This window comes from Micrococcus sp. KRD096, assembly GCF_017168495.1.
Classification (GTDB): domain Bacteria; phylum Actinomycetota; class Actinomycetes; order Actinomycetales; family Micrococcaceae; genus Micrococcus; species Micrococcus luteus.
This window is the reverse complement of the sequence record NZ_JABFAY010000017.1, coordinates 208556-223457: the sequence shown is the minus strand read 5'-3', so window position 1 is coordinate 223457 and position 14902 is coordinate 208556. Positions and strand designations below refer to the sequence as shown.

At 74.1% G+C, this 14902-nt stretch carries 15 protein-coding genes and 1 tRNA gene; 9 read left to right on the top strand and 7 right to left on the bottom strand.

Going from position 1 to position 14902, the window contains the following annotated elements:
• The 3 genes from J1M41_RS08870 to J1M41_RS08860 form a co-directional block, all read left to right on the top strand.
• The coding region (locus tag J1M41_RS08870) for a S8 family peptidase (RefSeq protein WP_241247863.1) at positions 1 to 1319 on the top strand (1319 nt) is incomplete at its 5' end.
• Positions 1320 to 1520: 201 nt separating this feature from the next.
• Positions 1521 to 1594 (top strand) — tRNA-Val (locus J1M41_RS08865).
• Between the two features lie 166 nt (positions 1595 to 1760).
• On the top strand, positions 1761 to 3677 hold the full coding sequence (locus tag J1M41_RS08860) for a threonine/serine exporter ThrE family protein (RefSeq protein WP_241247894.1): 1917 nt from the start codon (positions 1761 to 1763) through the stop codon (positions 3675 to 3677).
• A gap of 13 nt (positions 3678 to 3690) precedes the next feature.
• On the opposite strand, the gene J1M41_RS08850 is transcribed toward J1M41_RS08860, so the two are convergent.
• Positions 3691 to 4368, bottom strand: coding sequence for a uracil-DNA glycosylase (locus J1M41_RS08850; protein WP_036315921.1), 678 nt, complete (start codon positions 4366 to 4368; stop codon positions 3691 to 3693).
• Positions 4369 to 4404: 36 nt separating this feature from the next.
• On the opposite strand from J1M41_RS08850, the gene J1M41_RS08845 reads away from it, so the two are divergent.
• From J1M41_RS08845 to groL, 3 genes are all read left to right on the top strand, one after another.
• Positions 4405 to 4749 (top strand): DUF3263 domain-containing protein, encoded by a 345-nt coding sequence (locus tag J1M41_RS08845; RefSeq protein WP_205805498.1) that lies wholly within the window; start codon positions 4405 to 4407, stop codon positions 4747 to 4749.
• A 3-nt stretch (positions 4750 to 4752) separates the two neighbouring features.
• A complete protein-coding gene (locus J1M41_RS08840) occupies positions 4753 to 5859 on the top strand; it encodes a LytR C-terminal domain-containing protein (RefSeq protein ID WP_206451588.1) in 1107 nt (368 codons plus the stop codon).
• 318 nt (positions 5860 to 6177) lie between these two features.
• On the top strand, positions 6178 to 7809 hold the full coding sequence (gene groL / locus J1M41_RS08835; RefSeq protein WP_036382487.1) for a chaperonin GroEL: 1632 nt from the start codon (positions 6178 to 6180) through the stop codon (positions 7807 to 7809).
• A gap of 110 nt (positions 7810 to 7919) precedes the next feature.
• On the opposite strand, the gene J1M41_RS08830 is transcribed toward groL, so the two are convergent.
• The 5 genes from J1M41_RS08830 to J1M41_RS08810 all read right to left on the bottom strand — a co-directional run bounded on the left by J1M41_RS08830 (position 7920) and on the right by J1M41_RS08810 (position 12116).
• Positions 7920 to 8852: a DUF4031 domain-containing protein gene (locus tag J1M41_RS08830; RefSeq protein WP_192592930.1), complete on the bottom strand. Its 933-nt coding sequence runs from the start codon at positions 8850 to 8852 to the stop codon at positions 7920 to 7922.
• 67 nt (positions 8853 to 8919) lie between these two features.
• Positions 8920 to 9210 carry a WXG100 family type VII secretion target gene (locus J1M41_RS08825; RefSeq protein WP_010079419.1) on the bottom strand — a complete coding sequence of 97 codons (291 nt, stop codon included), beginning with the start codon at positions 9208 to 9210 and terminating at the stop codon, positions 8920 to 8922.
• Between the two features lie 55 nt (positions 9211 to 9265).
• Entirely contained in the window at positions 9266 to 11071 is a 1806-nt protein-coding gene (locus tag J1M41_RS08820) for an ATP-binding protein (RefSeq protein ID WP_192592931.1), read from the bottom strand.
• Between the two features lies 1 nt (position 11072).
• On the bottom strand, positions 11073 to 11780 hold the full coding sequence (locus J1M41_RS08815) for a response regulator transcription factor (protein WP_113913968.1): 708 nt from the start codon (positions 11778 to 11780) through the stop codon (positions 11073 to 11075).
• Between the two features lie 78 nt (positions 11781 to 11858).
• Positions 11859 to 12116 (bottom strand): hypothetical protein, encoded by a 258-nt coding sequence (locus J1M41_RS08810; RefSeq protein ID WP_206451587.1) that lies wholly within the window; start codon positions 12114 to 12116, stop codon positions 11859 to 11861.
• Positions 12117 to 12327: 211 nt separating this feature from the next.
• Here J1M41_RS08810 and J1M41_RS08805 point away from each other — a divergent pair, with 211 nt between their 5' ends.
• Complete coding sequence (locus J1M41_RS08805) at positions 12328 to 12711, top strand: cold-shock protein (protein ID WP_020628350.1); 384 nt, start codon at positions 12328 to 12330, stop codon at positions 12709 to 12711.
• A gap of 3 nt (positions 12712 to 12714) precedes the next feature.
• Complete coding sequence (locus J1M41_RS08800; RefSeq protein ID WP_192592932.1) at positions 12715 to 13236, top strand: DUF3027 domain-containing protein; 522 nt, start codon at positions 12715 to 12717, stop codon at positions 13234 to 13236.
• Between the two features lie 19 nt (positions 13237 to 13255).
• Here J1M41_RS08800 and serC read toward each other — a convergent pair whose 3' ends face one another.
• A complete protein-coding gene (serC, locus tag J1M41_RS08795) occupies positions 13256 to 14383 on the bottom strand; it encodes a phosphoserine transaminase (protein ID WP_115165379.1) in 1128 nt (375 codons plus the stop codon).
• Between the two features lie 128 nt (positions 14384 to 14511).
• Here serC and J1M41_RS08790 point away from each other — a divergent pair.
• On the top strand, positions 14512 to 14902 hold a 391-nt coding region (locus J1M41_RS08790; protein WP_206451586.1), incomplete at its 3' end, for a metal-dependent transcriptional regulator.

The window sequence follows — 14902 nt, the reverse complement described above, 5'->3', positions numbered from 1 at the left end:
CAGCCACCCCGACCGCCGCCTCGCCCCTGGCGGCGGCGCAGGTCGAGGACCCGAACGCCGACGGCTACGACTCCTTCATCGTCACCTACAAGGAGACCGCCGCCACCGCCCACGCGAAGGGCCGAGCCAACGCCTGGGGCAAGGCCGCGAAGGAGGCCGGCGTCTCCGTGAAGGAGCTGCGTGAGACCGCGCTCGGCTCCCGCGTGGTCAAGGCGGACCGCAAGCTGGATCAGGCCGAGTCCGCGAAGTTCATGGCCGACCTGAAGGCCTCCGGGGCGGTCGAGGCCGTGGAGCCGGACGCCATCCTCACCGCCACCGGCCTGAGTCCCGTGGACGCCCTCTACTCGCAGCAGTGGGGCTTCACCGGCACCCACGGCATGCGGGTCCCCGGGGCGTGGGACCGCACGACGGGCTCCGGTGCGACCGTGGCCGTCATCGACACCGGCATCACCTCCCACCCGGACCTCGACCGCAACGTCGTGCCCGGCTACGACTTCATCTCCGACGGCAGGGCGGCGCGCGACGGCGGGGGCCGCGACTCCAACCCGCGCGACGAGGGCGACTGGTACGCCGCCGGCGAGTGCGGCACCGCCGGTGCCTCCGACTCCTCGTGGCACGGCACCCACGTGGCGGGCACCGTCGCGGCCGTGGCCGACTCCCAGGGTGTCGTCGGCGTGGCCCCGAACGCGAAGATCCAGCCCATCCGCGTGCTCGGCAAGTGCGGCGGTTCGCTGTCCGACATCGCCGACGCGGTCGTGTGGGCCGCCGGCGGCACCGTGGCGGGCGTGCCGGCCAACCCGAACCCGGCGGACGTCATCAACATGTCCCTCGGCGGCTCCGGCACGTGCGGCACCACCTACCAGAACGCGATCAACGCGGCCGTCTCCCGCGGCGTGCCCGTCGTCGTGGCGGCGGGCAACGAGAACCAGCCCGCCGCCAACGTGCGCCCGGCCAACTGCCGGAACACCATCGTGGTGGCCGCCTCCACCTCGCAGGGCGCCCGCGCCTCGTTCTCGAACTACGGCTCCGCCGTGGACGTGACCGCCCCGGGCGCGAACATCATCTCGACCGTGAACAACGGCGCCACCACCCCGACGACGGCCGGCCACGCCGCCTACAACGGCACCTCGATGGCCACCCCGCACGTCGCGGGCCTGGCCGCCCTGCTGCTGGCCGAGCGGCCGAGCCTCACCCCGGCCCAGGTCGAGTCCACCCTCACGTCCACGGCCCGGTCCATGCCCGTGTCCTGCTCCGCGGGCTGCGGCGCCGGCCTGGCGGACGCCACCAGGGCGGTCTCCTCCCTCGGCGGCAGCTCCTGACCGGAGCCCGCCCCGGGCGCCGGGACCTCGTTGGTCGCCCAGGGCGGCGTCGAGCCCGGCGCCACGCTGACCGACGCCTTGACGTGCTCGTCGGCTCTCGACGGCCGCTCCGCCGTGCGCGGGGCGGCCGTCGCCCGGGTGGACAGGCGGCGCCGCCTGAGGTATCGTTCTTCGAGTTGTCACCCCCATGGGGCGACGCCCGGATCTTTAGCTCAGTTGGTTAGAGCGTTCGCTTCACACGCGAGAGGTCGCTGGTTCGAGTCCAGTAAGATCCACCGCAGCAGGGCCCTCCTCCGGGAGGGCCCTTTCGCGTCCCCGGGCCGCGGTGCCGACGGCCCCGGCGGGGGAGGTGCCGGCGTGGTTGGATGGACGCGTCGGCGGGGCTCGGCCCACCGCCGTGGCGCGTCCAGCGCCCGCACACGGAAGGAGAGGGTGAGCCGCATGGAGCAGGAGGGCACCCAGGAGCCGGCGCGGTTCGACCCCCGCATCGCGGAGCCCCCGGCCGTCCCCACGCTCATCCCCGTGCTGCGCCCGGCCGGCGCCGAGGACGCCGCCGCTGTCGGCGACCTCACGCTCGACCCGGAGGACCCCGGCCTGCTCGACCTCGACCCGGCGGAGTCGGCCCACCCGGCCGCGGTCGCCGTCGAGCCGACGGAGCCGCTGCCGCCCGTGGTCCGCCCCGCCGCCGCCGATCCGGTCTCGGCGCCGGAGCCGCAGCCGGAGGAATCGGCCGAGCCGGAGGCGGAGACGCTGCCGGAGCCGGCCGCGGACGCGCCCCTGACCGAGCCGCCGCTGTCTGAGCAGGTGCCCACCTCCGTCCTGGCGCCCGCGGAGGCCGACGGCGCCCTGCCCGCCCCGGACGTGATCCCCGCGCCGGACATCACCGTCCCGGACCCGGTGGTCCCCGCGGGTCCGCCCGAGAAGCGCGGGCGTCGGCGCGGCCGGCGCTCCCGCGAGGTCTTCGTCGAGAACCTGCCGACGCAGGCGCTCGTGCTGGCCGACCGCCTGCACTCCTCGCCGTACGGGCGCCGCATGCGCTCCACGCTGCAGCAGCGCCGCGCGGAGGCGCAGGCCCTTGAGGCCCGCACGACCCTGGACTTCGCGCTCAAGCTGGGCGAGACGATGTTCAGCTTCGGCGCGGCCTCGCTGGACGTGGAGACCTCGATCATCGTGGCCACGCAGGCCTACGGGATCCTCGAGACCGAGGTGGACCTGACCAACCAGTCCATCTCCCTGAACTACGCGCCCGACTCCTCACGCGGCGAGGCCCCGTTCACCCTCCAGCGGGTGGTCCGCTCGTCCTCGGTGAACTTCGAGGGGCTCGTGGCCGTCCACCGGCTCGTCGAGGAGATCGCCGCGGGCGAGGTGGACCGGGCCGAGGCCCAGCGCCGGCTCGTGGAGATCCGGCATCAGCCCAAGCCGTTCCCCGCCGTCTTCGAGGTCCTCTTCTCCGGCGTGTTCGTGGCCTGCTTCGTGCCGTTCATCGGCGGGACCTGGACGGGCGCGGCCCTGGGCATGGTCTCCACCTGGCTGGTCTTCTGGCTCAAGGTCCAGGCGGACAAGGCGCGCTTCCCGGAGATCTTCTCCACGATGTTCGGGGCGATCACGGCCACGGTGATCGCGCTGATGGCCCACGCCCTCGACCTGCCGGTCAACCCGGCGCTGGTGATCGCCGGCGGCATCATGATGCTCCTGCCCACGGCGAGGTTCGTCACCGCGGTGCAGGACGCCATCCACGGCTTCCCGGTGACCGCCGCGGGCCGCTTCCTCTCCGCGCTGCTCGTGTTCGCCGGCGTGATGGCCGGGATCATGATCGCCGTGGGCATCGGGGATCTCGTGGGATTCGAACAGCTGGACCTGGCCGAGGCGGGGACGCTGAGCTATCCGCCGCTGCTGCTGCTGGGCCTCGTGATGGCCGCGGGCATGGCGGACGCGGTGGTGGAGCAGTCGCGGTGGCCCCAGATCCTGGCCTGCGGTCTCGTGTCCGGGGCCGGCTTCGGCGCGTACCTGGCAGCGCAGCAGATCGGGGTCAGCGACCGGCTGGTGCCCGCGGTCGCCGCGGCGGCGGTCGGGTTCCTCGGCCGCCTGGTGGCCCAGCGGCTCGCGGCCCCGGCGCTCGTGATCGTCCTGCCGTCCATGCTGTTCCTGCTTCCCGGACTCACCATGTTCCGGTCCGTCTACGGGTTCACCGTGGAGACCGGGGCCACGCTGCTGGGCGTCGAGGGACTCTTCAACGCCGCGGTCATCGTCGTGGCAATCGCGGCCGGCGTCGCCTTCGGCAACACCCTGGCCAAGCCGATCACCGACCGGATGGGCACGCTGCTGCCCACCGAACTCGTGATGCACCAGCGCGGCTGACCGGCGGCCCGGCTCAGTCGGGCAGGCGCCAGTCCACCGGGGCCGCGCCGGCCGCCTCGAGGAGCCGGTTCACCCGGCTGAACGGCCGGGAGCCGAAGAACCCGCGGTGGGCGCTCAGGGGCGAGGGATGCGGGGACTCCACGACGCCGGCCCCCGCCGCCGTCAGCAGCGGCGCCATGCGCCGCGCGTCGGCTCCCCACAGCAGCCCCACGAGCGGGGTGCCGCGCGCGCAGAGGGCCCGCACCGCGGCCTCCGTGATCTGCTCCCAGCCGAGGCCGCGGTGGCTGCCGGGTGCGCCGGCCCGCACGCTGAGGGCGCGGTTCAGCAGCAGCACGCCCTGGTCCGTCCACGCGGAGAGGTCCCCGTGGGCGGGCGGGGTGATGCCGAGGTCGTCGTGCAGCTCCCGGTGGATGTTGGCCAGGGAGCGGGGCAGCGGCCGCACGTGGCGGTCCACCGCGAAGCTCAGGCCGATCGGATGGCCCGGCGTCGGGTAGGGGTCCTGGCCCAGCACGAGGACGCGGACGTCCGCGAACGGCTGACGGAACGCCCGCAGGATGTGCTCCGGCGCCGGCAGCACCTGCTCTCCGGCCGCCCGGCGGGCCCGCAGCCGCTCGCCGACCTGCTCGAACGCGGCGGCCTGCGGGGCGAGGGCCGCCTCCCAGCCCGGATCCAGGGGCGCGATGAACTCCATGCCCCGAGGGTAGACCGGGTGGGTACAGTGGCCGCCATGTCCCACCCCACGCCCGTCTCGCCCGATCCGGCCCCGGACGAGGGTGCCCGCGCGCGGGCGCGACGGGACGAGCTGACGGACCTGGAGCGTGCGGTCCTGGACCTGGAGGCCGCCACCTGGCGGTACGGCGGGGCCAAGGACCACGCCGTCCGAGAGCGTCTGGGGCTGTCTCCGACCGCCTATTATCAGGTGTTGAACGGATTGCTGGACCGTGAGGCCGCCCTGGCCTACCGACCCCTGCTGGTCACGCGGCTGCTGCGCAAGCGCGGCACCCGCAGCCGGGCCCGGAGGGGACCCGCGGATCCGGCGCCGTCCACGCCCGCTTCCCGCCAGGAGAACTGACCCATGGCCTACCAGCCCGACCGCTTCGACGAGGTCCCCGAGTACACGGACCAGCGCGGCGCGCACCGCGAGTCCTTCGCCGCTGCCGGCGCGACCGCCGCGGGCGGGGGTCGCCGCCTGAGCCCGCTGCTCTGGGTGGCCGGCCTCGTCCTGCTCGCCGGCCTGTTCGTGGGCGTCGTCCTGCCGTGGCTCACCGGCGACCGCTCCGAGCCCGTCGCCGCCGAGAGCTCGACGACGGCCCCGGCGGTCGAGCCGTCGCCGTCGACGTCGACGTCGGCGTCGTCCGAGTCCTCCTCGGCGTCCTCCGCGTCGGCGTCGACTGCATCCGCGACCGAGTCCGCCACCCCGTCCGAGGACACGGCGGAGGCGTCCCGTTCCGCGGCTGCGGCCGCGGCTGAGTCCTCGCGGGTGGCGCAGGAGGCGGCCGCCGCAGAGGCCGCCGAGTCGTCCCGGGCCGCCGAGTCGTCCCGTGCCGCCGCGGAGGCCGCTGAGTCGTCCCGTGCCGCCGCGGAGGCACAGGCGGCGGAGGCCTCGCGTTCCGAGGCCGCCGCGCAGTCCGCAGAGGCGTCCCGGTCGGCGGCGGCCGTCCAGGCGGCGGAGTCCTCGCGCGCCGCCGCGTCCCGTTCGGCCGCCGCGGCGGAGGCCTCGCGCTCGCAGTCCGCGGCCGCGTCGAGCTCCCGTGCGGCCGCGCAGTCTGCGGCCGCGTCGAGCTCTCGTGCGGCCGCGCAGTCTGCGGCCGCGTCGAGCTCTCGTGCGGCCGCGCAGTCTGCGGCCGCGTCGAGCTCTCGTGCGGCCGCGCAGTCTGCGGCCGCGTCGAGCTCTCGTGCGGCCGCGCAGTCCGCGGCCGTGCGCGGCACCCACGTCACCGTGTACAACGCGACCCGCACCCAGGGCCTCGCCGCCTCCTACGCGCAGCGGCTCACGGGCGCCGGCTACACCTCGGTGGACGCGAAGAACTGGAGCGGCTACGGCATCCAGTCCTCCACCGTCCTGTACAACGGCTCGGCCAACAAGGCCGCCGCCGAGGCGGTCGGCAAGGAGCTCGGCTTCCCGGTCATGCAGACCCCGAACCTGCAGGTGAACGGCGTCGCGGTGGTCGTCACCGGCTGATCCGCCCGTCGTGCGGCCGTGTCGGCCGCGCGCCCTTTCCGGCCCCCGGCGGGGCGCCTTCCGAGGCGTTCTGCCGGGGGCCGTCCGCCGTCCGCGGAAGGGCGGGCCCCGCACCGCAGACCTTTTGCACTCTCCCGGTGCGAGTGCTCATAATGGGGTTAGCACTCCGAAGGCGCGACTGCCAGCCGTACCCCGGCCGGTCCGGCGCCGTGGAGGAGGACCTGTCCACCGGTGAGGCCCCCAGGGGCCGTCCGTCGCGGGCATCGGCGCGGGTCAGCCACCAGCAGTAGGAAGCCGACGTCCAGAAAGGACCTGCACATGGCCAAGACCATCGCATTCGACGAAGAGGCCCGCCGCGGCCTGGAGAAGGGCCTGAACACCCTGGCCGACGCCGTGAAGGTGACCCTCGGCCCCCGCGGCCGCAACGTGGTGCTGGAGAAGAAGTGGGGCGCCCCCACCATCACCAACGACGGCGTCTCCATCGCCAAGGAGATCGAGCTCGAGGACCCGTACGAGAAGATCGGCGCGGAGCTCGTCAAGGAGGTCGCCAAGAAGACCGACGACGTCGCCGGCGACGGCACCACCACTGCCACCGTGCTGGCCCAGGCGCTGGTCCGCGAGGGCCTGCGCAACGTGGCCGCGGGCGCCGACCCGCTGTCGCTGAAGCGCGGCATCGAGAAGGCCGTGGAGGCCGTCACCTCCGAGCTGCTCTCCGCCTCCCGCGAGATCGAGACCAAGGACCAGATCGCGGCCACCGCCTCGATCTCCGCCGCGGACAAGCAGATCGGCTCCCTCATCGCCGAGGCCCTGGACAAGGTCGGCAAGGAGGGCGTCATCACCGTCGAGGAGTCCAACACCTTCGGCCTCGAGCTCGAGCTCACCGAGGGCATGCGCTTCGACAAGGGCTACATCTCCGGTTACTTCGTGACCGACGCGGACCGCCAGGAGGCCGTCCTCGAGGATCCCTACATCCTCATCGTCAACTCGAAGATCTCCTCCGTGAAGGACATGGTGGCGATCCTCGAGAAGGTCATGCAGTCGGGCAAGCCGCTGCTGATCATCGCCGAGGACGTCGAGGGCGAGGCCCTGGCCACCCTCGTGGTCAACAAGATCCGCGGCACCTTCAAGTCCGTGGCCGTGAAGGCCCCGGGCTTCGGTGACCGCCGCAAGGCCATGCTCGCCGACATCGCCATCCTCACCGGCGGCCAGGTCATCTCCTCCGAGGTGGGCCTGTCCCTGGAGAACGCGACCCTCGACCTGCTGGGCACCGCCCGCAAGGTGGTCATCACCAAGGACGAGACCACCATCGTGGAGGGTGCCGGCGACGCCGAGCAGATCGCCGGCCGCGTGGCCCAGATCCGCTCCGAGATCGAGAACACCGACTCGGACTACGACCGCGAGAAGCTGCAGGAGCGCCTCGCCAAGCTGGCCGGCGGCGTGGCCGTCATCAAGGCCGGCGCGGCCACCGAGGTGGAGCTCAAGGAGCGCAAGCACCGCATCGAGGACGCCGTGCGCAACGCCAAGGCCGCGGTGGAGGAGGGCATCGTCGCCGGCGGCGGCGTGGCCCTGATCCAGGCCGGCGCCAAGGCGTTCGGCGGCCTGCAGCTCGAGGGCGACGAGGCCACCGGCGCGAACATCGTCAAGGTCGCCATCGAGGCCCCGCTGAAGCAGATCGCCTTCAACGCCGGCCTGGAGCCCGGCGTCGTGGCGGACAAGGTCAAGACCCTCGACGACGGCCACGGCCTGAACGCCGCCACCGGCGAGTACGAGGACCTGCTGGCCGCCGGCATCAACGACCCGGTGAAGGTGACCCGCTCGGCCCTGCAGAACGCCGCGTCCATCGCGGGCCTGTTCCTGACCACCGAGGCCGTGGTCGCGGACAAGCCCGAGAAGGCCGCCGCCGGCGCCGAGGGCATGGACCCGATGGGCGGCATGGGCGGCATGATGTGATCAGCCGCTGAGCCGGCCCGACCCGTTCGGGCGCCCAGCCTGCGAGGCCCGTCTCCCCGTCCGGGGAGGCGGGCCTCGCCGCGTCCCGGGCCAGCACCGGGGCGCCCCGCTCAGGCCGACAGCGCGGCTCGTTCCGCCGCCAGGTTGCGGCGGGCCGCGGCCTCCCAGCGTGCTCGGCCGGGCGCGGTCCGATACAGCCGCTCGGCGTCCAGCAGGGCGTCCAGCACCGCGCCGCGACCGCGGGCCCAGTCCGCGTCGGACACGTGCGCGTAGTCCCGCCGCACCGCGGCCACGTAGCGGGCGTAGGCCTCGGGGGAGCGGCCGAGGACCTCGAGGTCCGCGTCCGAGAGCACCGCCCCGGCCGCGTCGTGCGGGGCGGGGTCGTGGGCGGCGGTGAGCAACACGAGGCGTGCCACCTCGTCGACGACGTCGGCCGGCACGGCCAGCCGCGGATCGGTGAGCACGTCCCGGGCCAGGGCGGCCGAGTCCGCCTCGTCCTGGCCGGCGGGCGCGGTGGGGTCCCCGGCGTAGACGGCGTCGTGGAACCACGCGGCCAGGCGGACCGCACGCGGATCCGGCCCGGTCTCCGCCCCCGCCCGCTCGAGCAGGTCCACGGACTCGAGCACCGCGAGCAGGTGGGCCGGGTCGTGGTAGTGCCGATGCGGCTCCGCCCAGCGGGCCAGCAGGTCGCGTCCCGCCGTCGTCACCGCATCGGGGCTCGCCGCCGTGCCCTCGAACAGCCGCGCCCAACGTCGGGCGAGGACCACGTCCCGCTTCTCGGCGCGGCTCCGGGCGGGCACGCGCAGCCCCGAGGCGGCGAGCCGGCGCACCAGCTCCCGTCCGGTGACGGGCACCGCCCCGCGGGCCACGAGCTCGGCACGTCGGTGCGCGGGCACGTCGTAGTGGTCTCGGTCGAAGGCCCGCTCCGAGAGCCCCGCCGCCCGCGCGAACGCGTGGAGCTCCTCGAGGGAGGCGTCGGAGACGAGGTGGGAGAACACGGTGCCGTGGGCGGGCCACGCGGGCGGGTCGATCAGGACGGTCATGCCTCCACTCTAGGAAGCAGGGACCGGGGTGTGGCCGGCCGGCCGCACCCCGGTCCGTTCCGGACGCTCAGAACCGGAACATCGCGGCGTTGGCGGTCTCCGCGTCCTGGTACTGGGTGGCGGCGGCGTCCATCGCGCGGCGGATGCCCGCCAGGGACTCCTCCACGCGCTGCTGGGTGGCGCGCCACTCGGTGAGCACGCCCTGGAAGTTCGCGGCCGCCTGGCCGCGCCAGGTGTCCTGCAGCTGGCGCAGGTTGGCCTCCATGGTGCTCACCTCCGCCTGGAGGCGGCCGATGGAGCCCTCCACCGCCCCGCTCTTGGCCCGCAGGTCCTCGACGTCGATCTGCACGATGCTCATGTGACTGTCCCCTCTGATGAGTGCTGATGGGCGGCGGGCGCCGCCGGGCACCACGCTAGGGACGGGCGTCCCGCTCCGCCGCCGGGTCGTCCTCGCCTGGGGACGGGGCGTCGGCCTGATGCGCCTGTGCAGGAGCAGACGCCCGACGGCGGCGCTCGGCCGAGGCGCGACGGAACCGCTCCGCCGCGCGCAGCAGGCGGCTGCTCCGGGCGGCGTCCGTGGCGCTGGCGCCGGCGCCCGACGGCGCGGTCAGGGCGAGGGGGCCGGTGGGCGGACCGGCCGCGTCGTCGTCGGTGTCCCGTGCGGGCGGGCGCTCGTCCTCGACGTCCTCGTCCGCCTCGTCCTCGAACGGTGCCCACGGCAGGTGGACGGAGAAGGTGGCGCCGCCGCCCTCGGTCTCCAGCAGCCGGACGGAGCCGCCGTGCTGGGCCACGATCGCCGCGACGATGGCCAGGCCGAGCCCCGTGCCGCCCGTCTCGCGGTGCCGGGAGGTGTCCGCGCGGTAGAACCGCTCGAAGATGCGGGCGCGGTCCTCCTCGGACACGCCCGGCCCGTGGTCACGGATCTCGATCACGGAGCTGCGGCCCGCGCCGTCCGCCCCGGCCTGGCCGCCGAGGTGGTCGACGGTGCCGACCGCGATCTCGATGGGGGTGCCGGCGGGGGTGTAGCGCAGGGCGTTGGCCATGAGGTTCACCACCACCTGGCGCATCCGGTTCTCGTCGCCGAGGATGGGCGCCGGGGCCGCCCGGTCGCCGTCGGGGCCCACGAGGGTGACCTTGCGGTCCGGGGCGTTCACGGAGGCGTCCATCATGGAGTCCATCGCGAGGATGAGCAGGTCCACCGGGGCGTGCTCGAGGGGGCGCTGCTCGTCGAGGCGGGCCAGGGTGAGCAGGTCCTCCACGAGGCGGGTCATGCGGGTGGCCTCGGACTCGATGCGCTGCATGGCGGCGGCGACGTCCTCCTCCTCGCGCAGCCCGCCGTGCCGGTACAGCTCGGAGAATCCGCGGATGGTGACCAGGGGGGTGCGCAGCTCGTGGGAGGCGTCCTGCACGAAGCGGCGCATCTTGTCCTCGGAGATCTCCTTGTCCCGGAACGCGGACTCGATGTGCGCGAGCATGGCATTGAGGGAGCGGGAGAGCCGGCCCACCTCGGTGTCGGGCGCCGCGCTCTCCACGCGCTGGCTCAGGTCGCCGGCGGCGATCTTGGCGGCGGTGCGCTCCACGCGGTTCAGGGTGCGGAACGCGCGCTGGACCGCCAGGTTGGCCACGATCACGGTGCCCGCCGTCGCGAGCAGGCCGATGGTCACGACGATCGAGGTGACGCGCTCGACGGAGGAGGTCACGCTCTGTAGGGGCAGGGCCACGGCCATGGTGCCGTCGCCGCTGCTGAGCCCGTACAGCTGCACGCGCCAGCCGCTCGAGTCCGGCTGTGTGCCGGGCACCTCGAAGGAGGCGGAGCCGCGCTCGCGGGCCTCGGCCGGGGTGATGTCCGGCAGGGCCGGCTCGTCCGCGTCCGGCATCACCGGGGTCTGGACGACCCGCGCGCCCTCGTTGTCCCACACGACGCCGTAGAAGCGCAGGATGGGCAGCTGCGGCATGTAGTACTCGCCGGTCTGGGCGACGTTGGCCAGGTACATCGAGACGGTGTCCCGGTTGGCGGCCATGTCCTCGTCCAGCTGGCGCACCGCCTCCTGGCGGAACAGTGCCGCGGTCGCCAGGGCGGTCACGGCGACCAGGGCCAGCATGAGCGCCGCGATCATCACGACCAGCTTGGTGCGCAGGGACTGCCCCTGCCACGTGCCCCTCAGCCAGGCGCGCGGATGGCGGACGCGGGCCGCCGCGGCGTCGAGCCGCGCACGCACGTCAGCGCTTGTCCGCGGTGCGGAGCATGTAGCCGACGCCGCGCTTGGTGTGGATCATCTTCTCGCGGCCGCCGACGTCGATCTTGCGGCGCAGGTAGGAGATGTAGGACTCGACGATCGAGGCGTCCCCGTTGAAGTCGTACTCCCACACGTGGTCCAGGATCTGGGCCTTCGAGAGCACCCGGTTCGGGTTCATCATGAGGTAGCGCAGCAGCTTGAACTCGGTGGGGGAGAGCTCCACGACCTCGCCGCCGCGGCGGACCTCGTGTGCGTCGTCGTCGAGCTCGAGGTCGTCGACGCGCAGCACCGCCGCGTCGTCGTCGAGGGAGGCGGTGCGGCGCAGCACGGCGCGGATGCGGGCGACCACCTCGTCGAGGGAGAACGGCTTGGTCACGTAGTCGTCGCCGCCGACCGTCAGGCCGGTGATCTTGTCCTCGGTGCCGTCCCGCGCGGTGAGGAACACGACGGGGAAGTGACGGCCGGCGGAGCGCAGGCGGCGGGTCACGGTGAAGCCGTCCATGTCCGGGAGCATCACGTCCAGCACGGCCAGGTCCGGCTGGAACTCCTCGGCGGCGTCCAGGGCCTCCCGGCCGTTGGCCGCGGCCGTGACCTCGAAGCCGGCGTAGCGCAGGGACGTGGAGAGCAGCTCGCGGATGTTGGGCTCGTCGTCCACCACCAGGAGGCGTGCTTCGGGGTTCTGAGGCTGCATGGGGCCCAGTCAACCGCCCCGACCTGGGAACACCCTGAAAGGGTGCTGGATGTCACGGGGCGTCGTTGGCCCGACGGCTCAGGGGCGCGAGCGCCGGACGGCGCCCAGCACCACGTGCAGCAGCATCAGGCCGAAGCCGACGGGCAGGCCGAACAGCGCGAGCGCGAACAGCGCCGGGGACGCCGGCCACGCCAGGAAGTACGCGACCAGCAGGACCACCAGGGCCAGAGCGGACACCGCCGTCACGGCCACGCCCAGCACCAGGACGACGCCACGACCGCCCCGGTGATCGGCGGGGTCGGCGGCGGGCGCGGAGGCGGGGAGGGTCCGAGGCATGCCTGCCACTCTAGTCGGGCTATCCTGGGAGGTCATTGACGACCACGTCCTCCGCCGTCCCCTCCGGGCGCACGGCCAGGCTGGTCCCACCGATGCCGCGGCGCACCGCCACGCCGGTGCCGGACCCCGCCGACCCGAGACGAGAGCACGGCCGCCCCTGCGGCGCCGGCCCGACGCGGTGGACCCACATGACGAGGAGCAGGTGACGCACATGCCCACCGGACGCATCAAGTTCTACGACTCGACCAAGGGCTTCGGGTTCGCCCAGACGGACGAGGGTGAGGAGGTCCACGTGCCCGCCTCGGCCCTGCCGGCCGGGGTGACCGAGCTGCGCGGAGGCACCCGCGTGGAGTTCGGCGTGGCCGAGGGCCGCCGCGGCAAGCAGGCGCTCTCGCTGCGCGTGCTCGACGCCGCACCCTCGGTGGTCCGCAACCACCGACCCGGCGCCACCGAGATGGCCGTCCTCATGGAGGACCTCATCACGTGGCTGGACCAGACCTCCAACGGCCTGCGCCGCGGCCGCTACCCCCAGCGCGCCCAGGCGCAGAAGATGGCGCAGGTGCTGCGCCGTGTCGCCGACGACCTGGAGGCCTGAGCCATGACCACCCACGACGACGCCCCGCGCGTCGACCACCGGAGCCCCGACGCCGAGCCCGCGCCCGCCGAGGAGAGGACGGCCGCGCCGCCCGCGCGTCGCCGGGCCCCGCGCCGCGACGAGCTGCTCGCCGCCGCCGTGGACGCCGCCCGCGCGGGGCTGGCCGGGCTGGCCGCCCCGGACGAGGTGGGGGAGCACGTGGACGTGCTCGTGGACGACGACCGGCTCCTGACGCACCGCTTCGCGTGCCGCATGCCCGGCTACGCGGGCTGGCTCTGGTACGTGACGATCGCCCGGGCCCCACGCGCCAAGCAGGTCACCGTGTGCGAGACCGGCCTCATGGCGGGGGAGGGTTCGCTCGTGGCGCCCCCGTGGGTGCCGTACGCCGAGCGCGTGAACGAGGAGGAACGCGAGCGGCTCAAGGCCGTGGCCGAGGGCCGCGTGCCCGGCTCCCCGGCGCCCGAGGCCGCGCCGGACGACGCCGCCCAGACGGCACCCGAGCCCGCGGCGGCCGACCGCGGCTGAGCCGGCGCACCCCGGCGGCTCAGGCCAGGCGCTCGACCACGTGGTCGATGCAGCGCAGCAGCGCCGCGACGTCCTCGGGCTCGGTCGCGGCGAAGGTCGCGATCCGCAGCTGGTTCCGGCCGAGCTTGCGGTAGGGCTCCACGTCCACCACGCCGTTCGCGCGCAGGGCCTGGGCGACCGCCGCCGCGTCGACGTCGTCGGAGAAGTCGACGGTGCAGACCACGGCGGAGCGGTCCTCGGGCCGGGCCACAAACGGCGTGGCGAACGACGACGCCTCGGCCCACGCGTACACGCGCGAGGAGGAGTCGGCGGTGCGGGCGGTCATCGCGTCCAGCCCGCCCTGGCCGTTCATCCAGCGCAGCTGCGCGTCCAGCATGACGAGCGTGGCCAGCGCGGGCGTGTTGTAGGTCTGGTCCTTGAGGGAGTTCTCCACGGCCGTGGCCAGGTCCAGGAACGCCGGGATCCAGCGGCCGGACTCCTTGATCTCCGCGACCCGCGCCAGGGCCCGCGGGGAGAACAGCGCGAGCCACAGACCGCCGTCGGACGCGAAGTTCTTCTGCGGCGCGAAGTAGTACACGTCCGCCTCGGACACGTCCACCGGCAGGCCGCCCGCGGCCGAGGTGGCGTCGACGACGACCAGGGCGTCCTCGTCGATGCCCGCGGGGCGGACGACGGGCGCCATCACGCCGGTGGAGGTCTCGTTGTGCGGCCACGCGTACACGTCGACCCCGGCCACGGCCTCCGGCTCGGGGCGGGTGCCCGGCTCGGAGGTGCGGATGTCCGACGGCGCCAGGAACGGCGCCTGGTCGGTGGCCTTGGCGAACTTCGAGCCGAACTCGCCGAAGCTCAGATGCTGGGCGCGCTCGCGGACCAGGCTGAAGGCGGCCGCGTCCCAGAACGCGGTGGAGCCGCCGACGCCGAGGATCACCTCGTAGCCCTCCGGCGCCGAGAACAGCTCGGCGACGCCCGACCGGACGCTCGCCACCAGGTCCTTGACCGGCTTCTGACGGTGCGACGTGCCGAGCAGCCCGGCTGCGTCCTGGAGCGCGCTCAGCTGCTCGGGGCGGACCTTGGAGGGGCCGGCGCCGAAGCGGCCGTCGGCCGGCAGCAGGTCCTGGGGGATGGTGATCTCGGCGGGGGAGGTCATGCGTGCTCCTGACGCTTCGGGGTCGCGGGTCGCGCCCATTCTCCCGCGCCCGGGACCACCGGCCGTCCACGTGACTCACGCCTCGCTAGGATGTCCGGGACGAAGAGCCCGAGGGAAGAGGACGTGCCATGACGGATCTGATCGACACCACCGAGATGTACCTGCGCACGATCCTCGAGCTCGAGGAGGAGGGCATCCCCCCGCTGCGCGCCCGCATCGTCGAGCGTCTGGAGCACTCCGGCCCCACCGTCTCCCAGACCGTGGCCCGCATGGAGCGGGACGGGCTGGTGCACGTGGGCGCGGACCGTCGGCTGGAGCTGACCGTGGCGGGCCGCGAGCGGGCCGTGTCCGTGCTGCGCAAGCACCGCCTGGCCGAGCGCCTGCTCGCGGACGTGATCGGCCTCGAGTGGGAGCTCGTCCACGAGGAGGCCTGCCGCTGGGAGCACGTGATGAGCGACCAGGTGGAGCGCCGCCTGCTCACGCTGCTGGAGAACCCCACCGAGACCCCCTACGGCACCC

What these genes read in the sequence shown, in the direction of transcription:
- J1M41_RS08830 (WP_192592930.1), bottom strand. Translation starts at nt 8,852, where the DNA reads ATGACCGTCCTGATCGACCCGCCCGCGTGGCCCGCCCACGGCACCGTG.
- groL (WP_036382487.1), top strand. Translation starts at nt 6,178, where the DNA reads ATGGCCAAGACCATCGCATTCGACGAAGAGGCCCGCCGCGGCCTGGAG.
- J1M41_RS08805 (WP_020628350.1), top strand. Translation starts at nt 12,328, where the DNA reads ATGCCCACCGGACGCATCAAGTTCTACGACTCGACCAAGGGCTTCGGG.
- J1M41_RS08860 (WP_241247894.1), top strand. Translation starts at nt 1,761, where the DNA reads ATGGAGCAGGAGGGCACCCAGGAGCCGGCGCGGTTCGACCCCCGCATC.
- J1M41_RS08840 (WP_206451588.1), top strand. Translation starts at nt 4,753, where the DNA reads ATGGCCTACCAGCCCGACCGCTTCGACGAGGTCCCCGAGTACACGGAC.
- J1M41_RS08815 (WP_113913968.1), bottom strand. Translation starts at nt 11,780, where the DNA reads ATGCAGCCTCAGAACCCCGAAGCACGCCTCCTGGTGGTGGACGACGAG.
- J1M41_RS08850 (WP_036315921.1), bottom strand. Translation starts at nt 4,368, where the DNA reads ATGGAGTTCATCGCGCCCCTGGATCCGGGCTGGGAGGCGGCCCTCGCC.
- J1M41_RS08845 (WP_205805498.1), top strand. Translation starts at nt 4,405, where the DNA reads ATGTCCCACCCCACGCCCGTCTCGCCCGATCCGGCCCCGGACGAGGGT.
- J1M41_RS08810 (WP_206451587.1), bottom strand. Translation starts at nt 12,116, where the DNA reads ATGCCTCGGACCCTCCCCGCCTCCGCGCCCGCCGCCGACCCCGCCGAT.
- J1M41_RS08825 (WP_010079419.1), bottom strand. Translation starts at nt 9,210, where the DNA reads ATGAGCATCGTGCAGATCGACGTCGAGGACCTGCGGGCCAAGAGCGGG.
- serC (WP_115165379.1), bottom strand. Translation starts at nt 14,383, where the DNA reads ATGACCTCCCCCGCCGAGATCACCATCCCCCAGGACCTGCTGCCGGCC.
- J1M41_RS08800 (WP_192592932.1), top strand. Translation starts at nt 12,715, where the DNA reads ATGACCACCCACGACGACGCCCCGCGCGTCGACCACCGGAGCCCCGAC.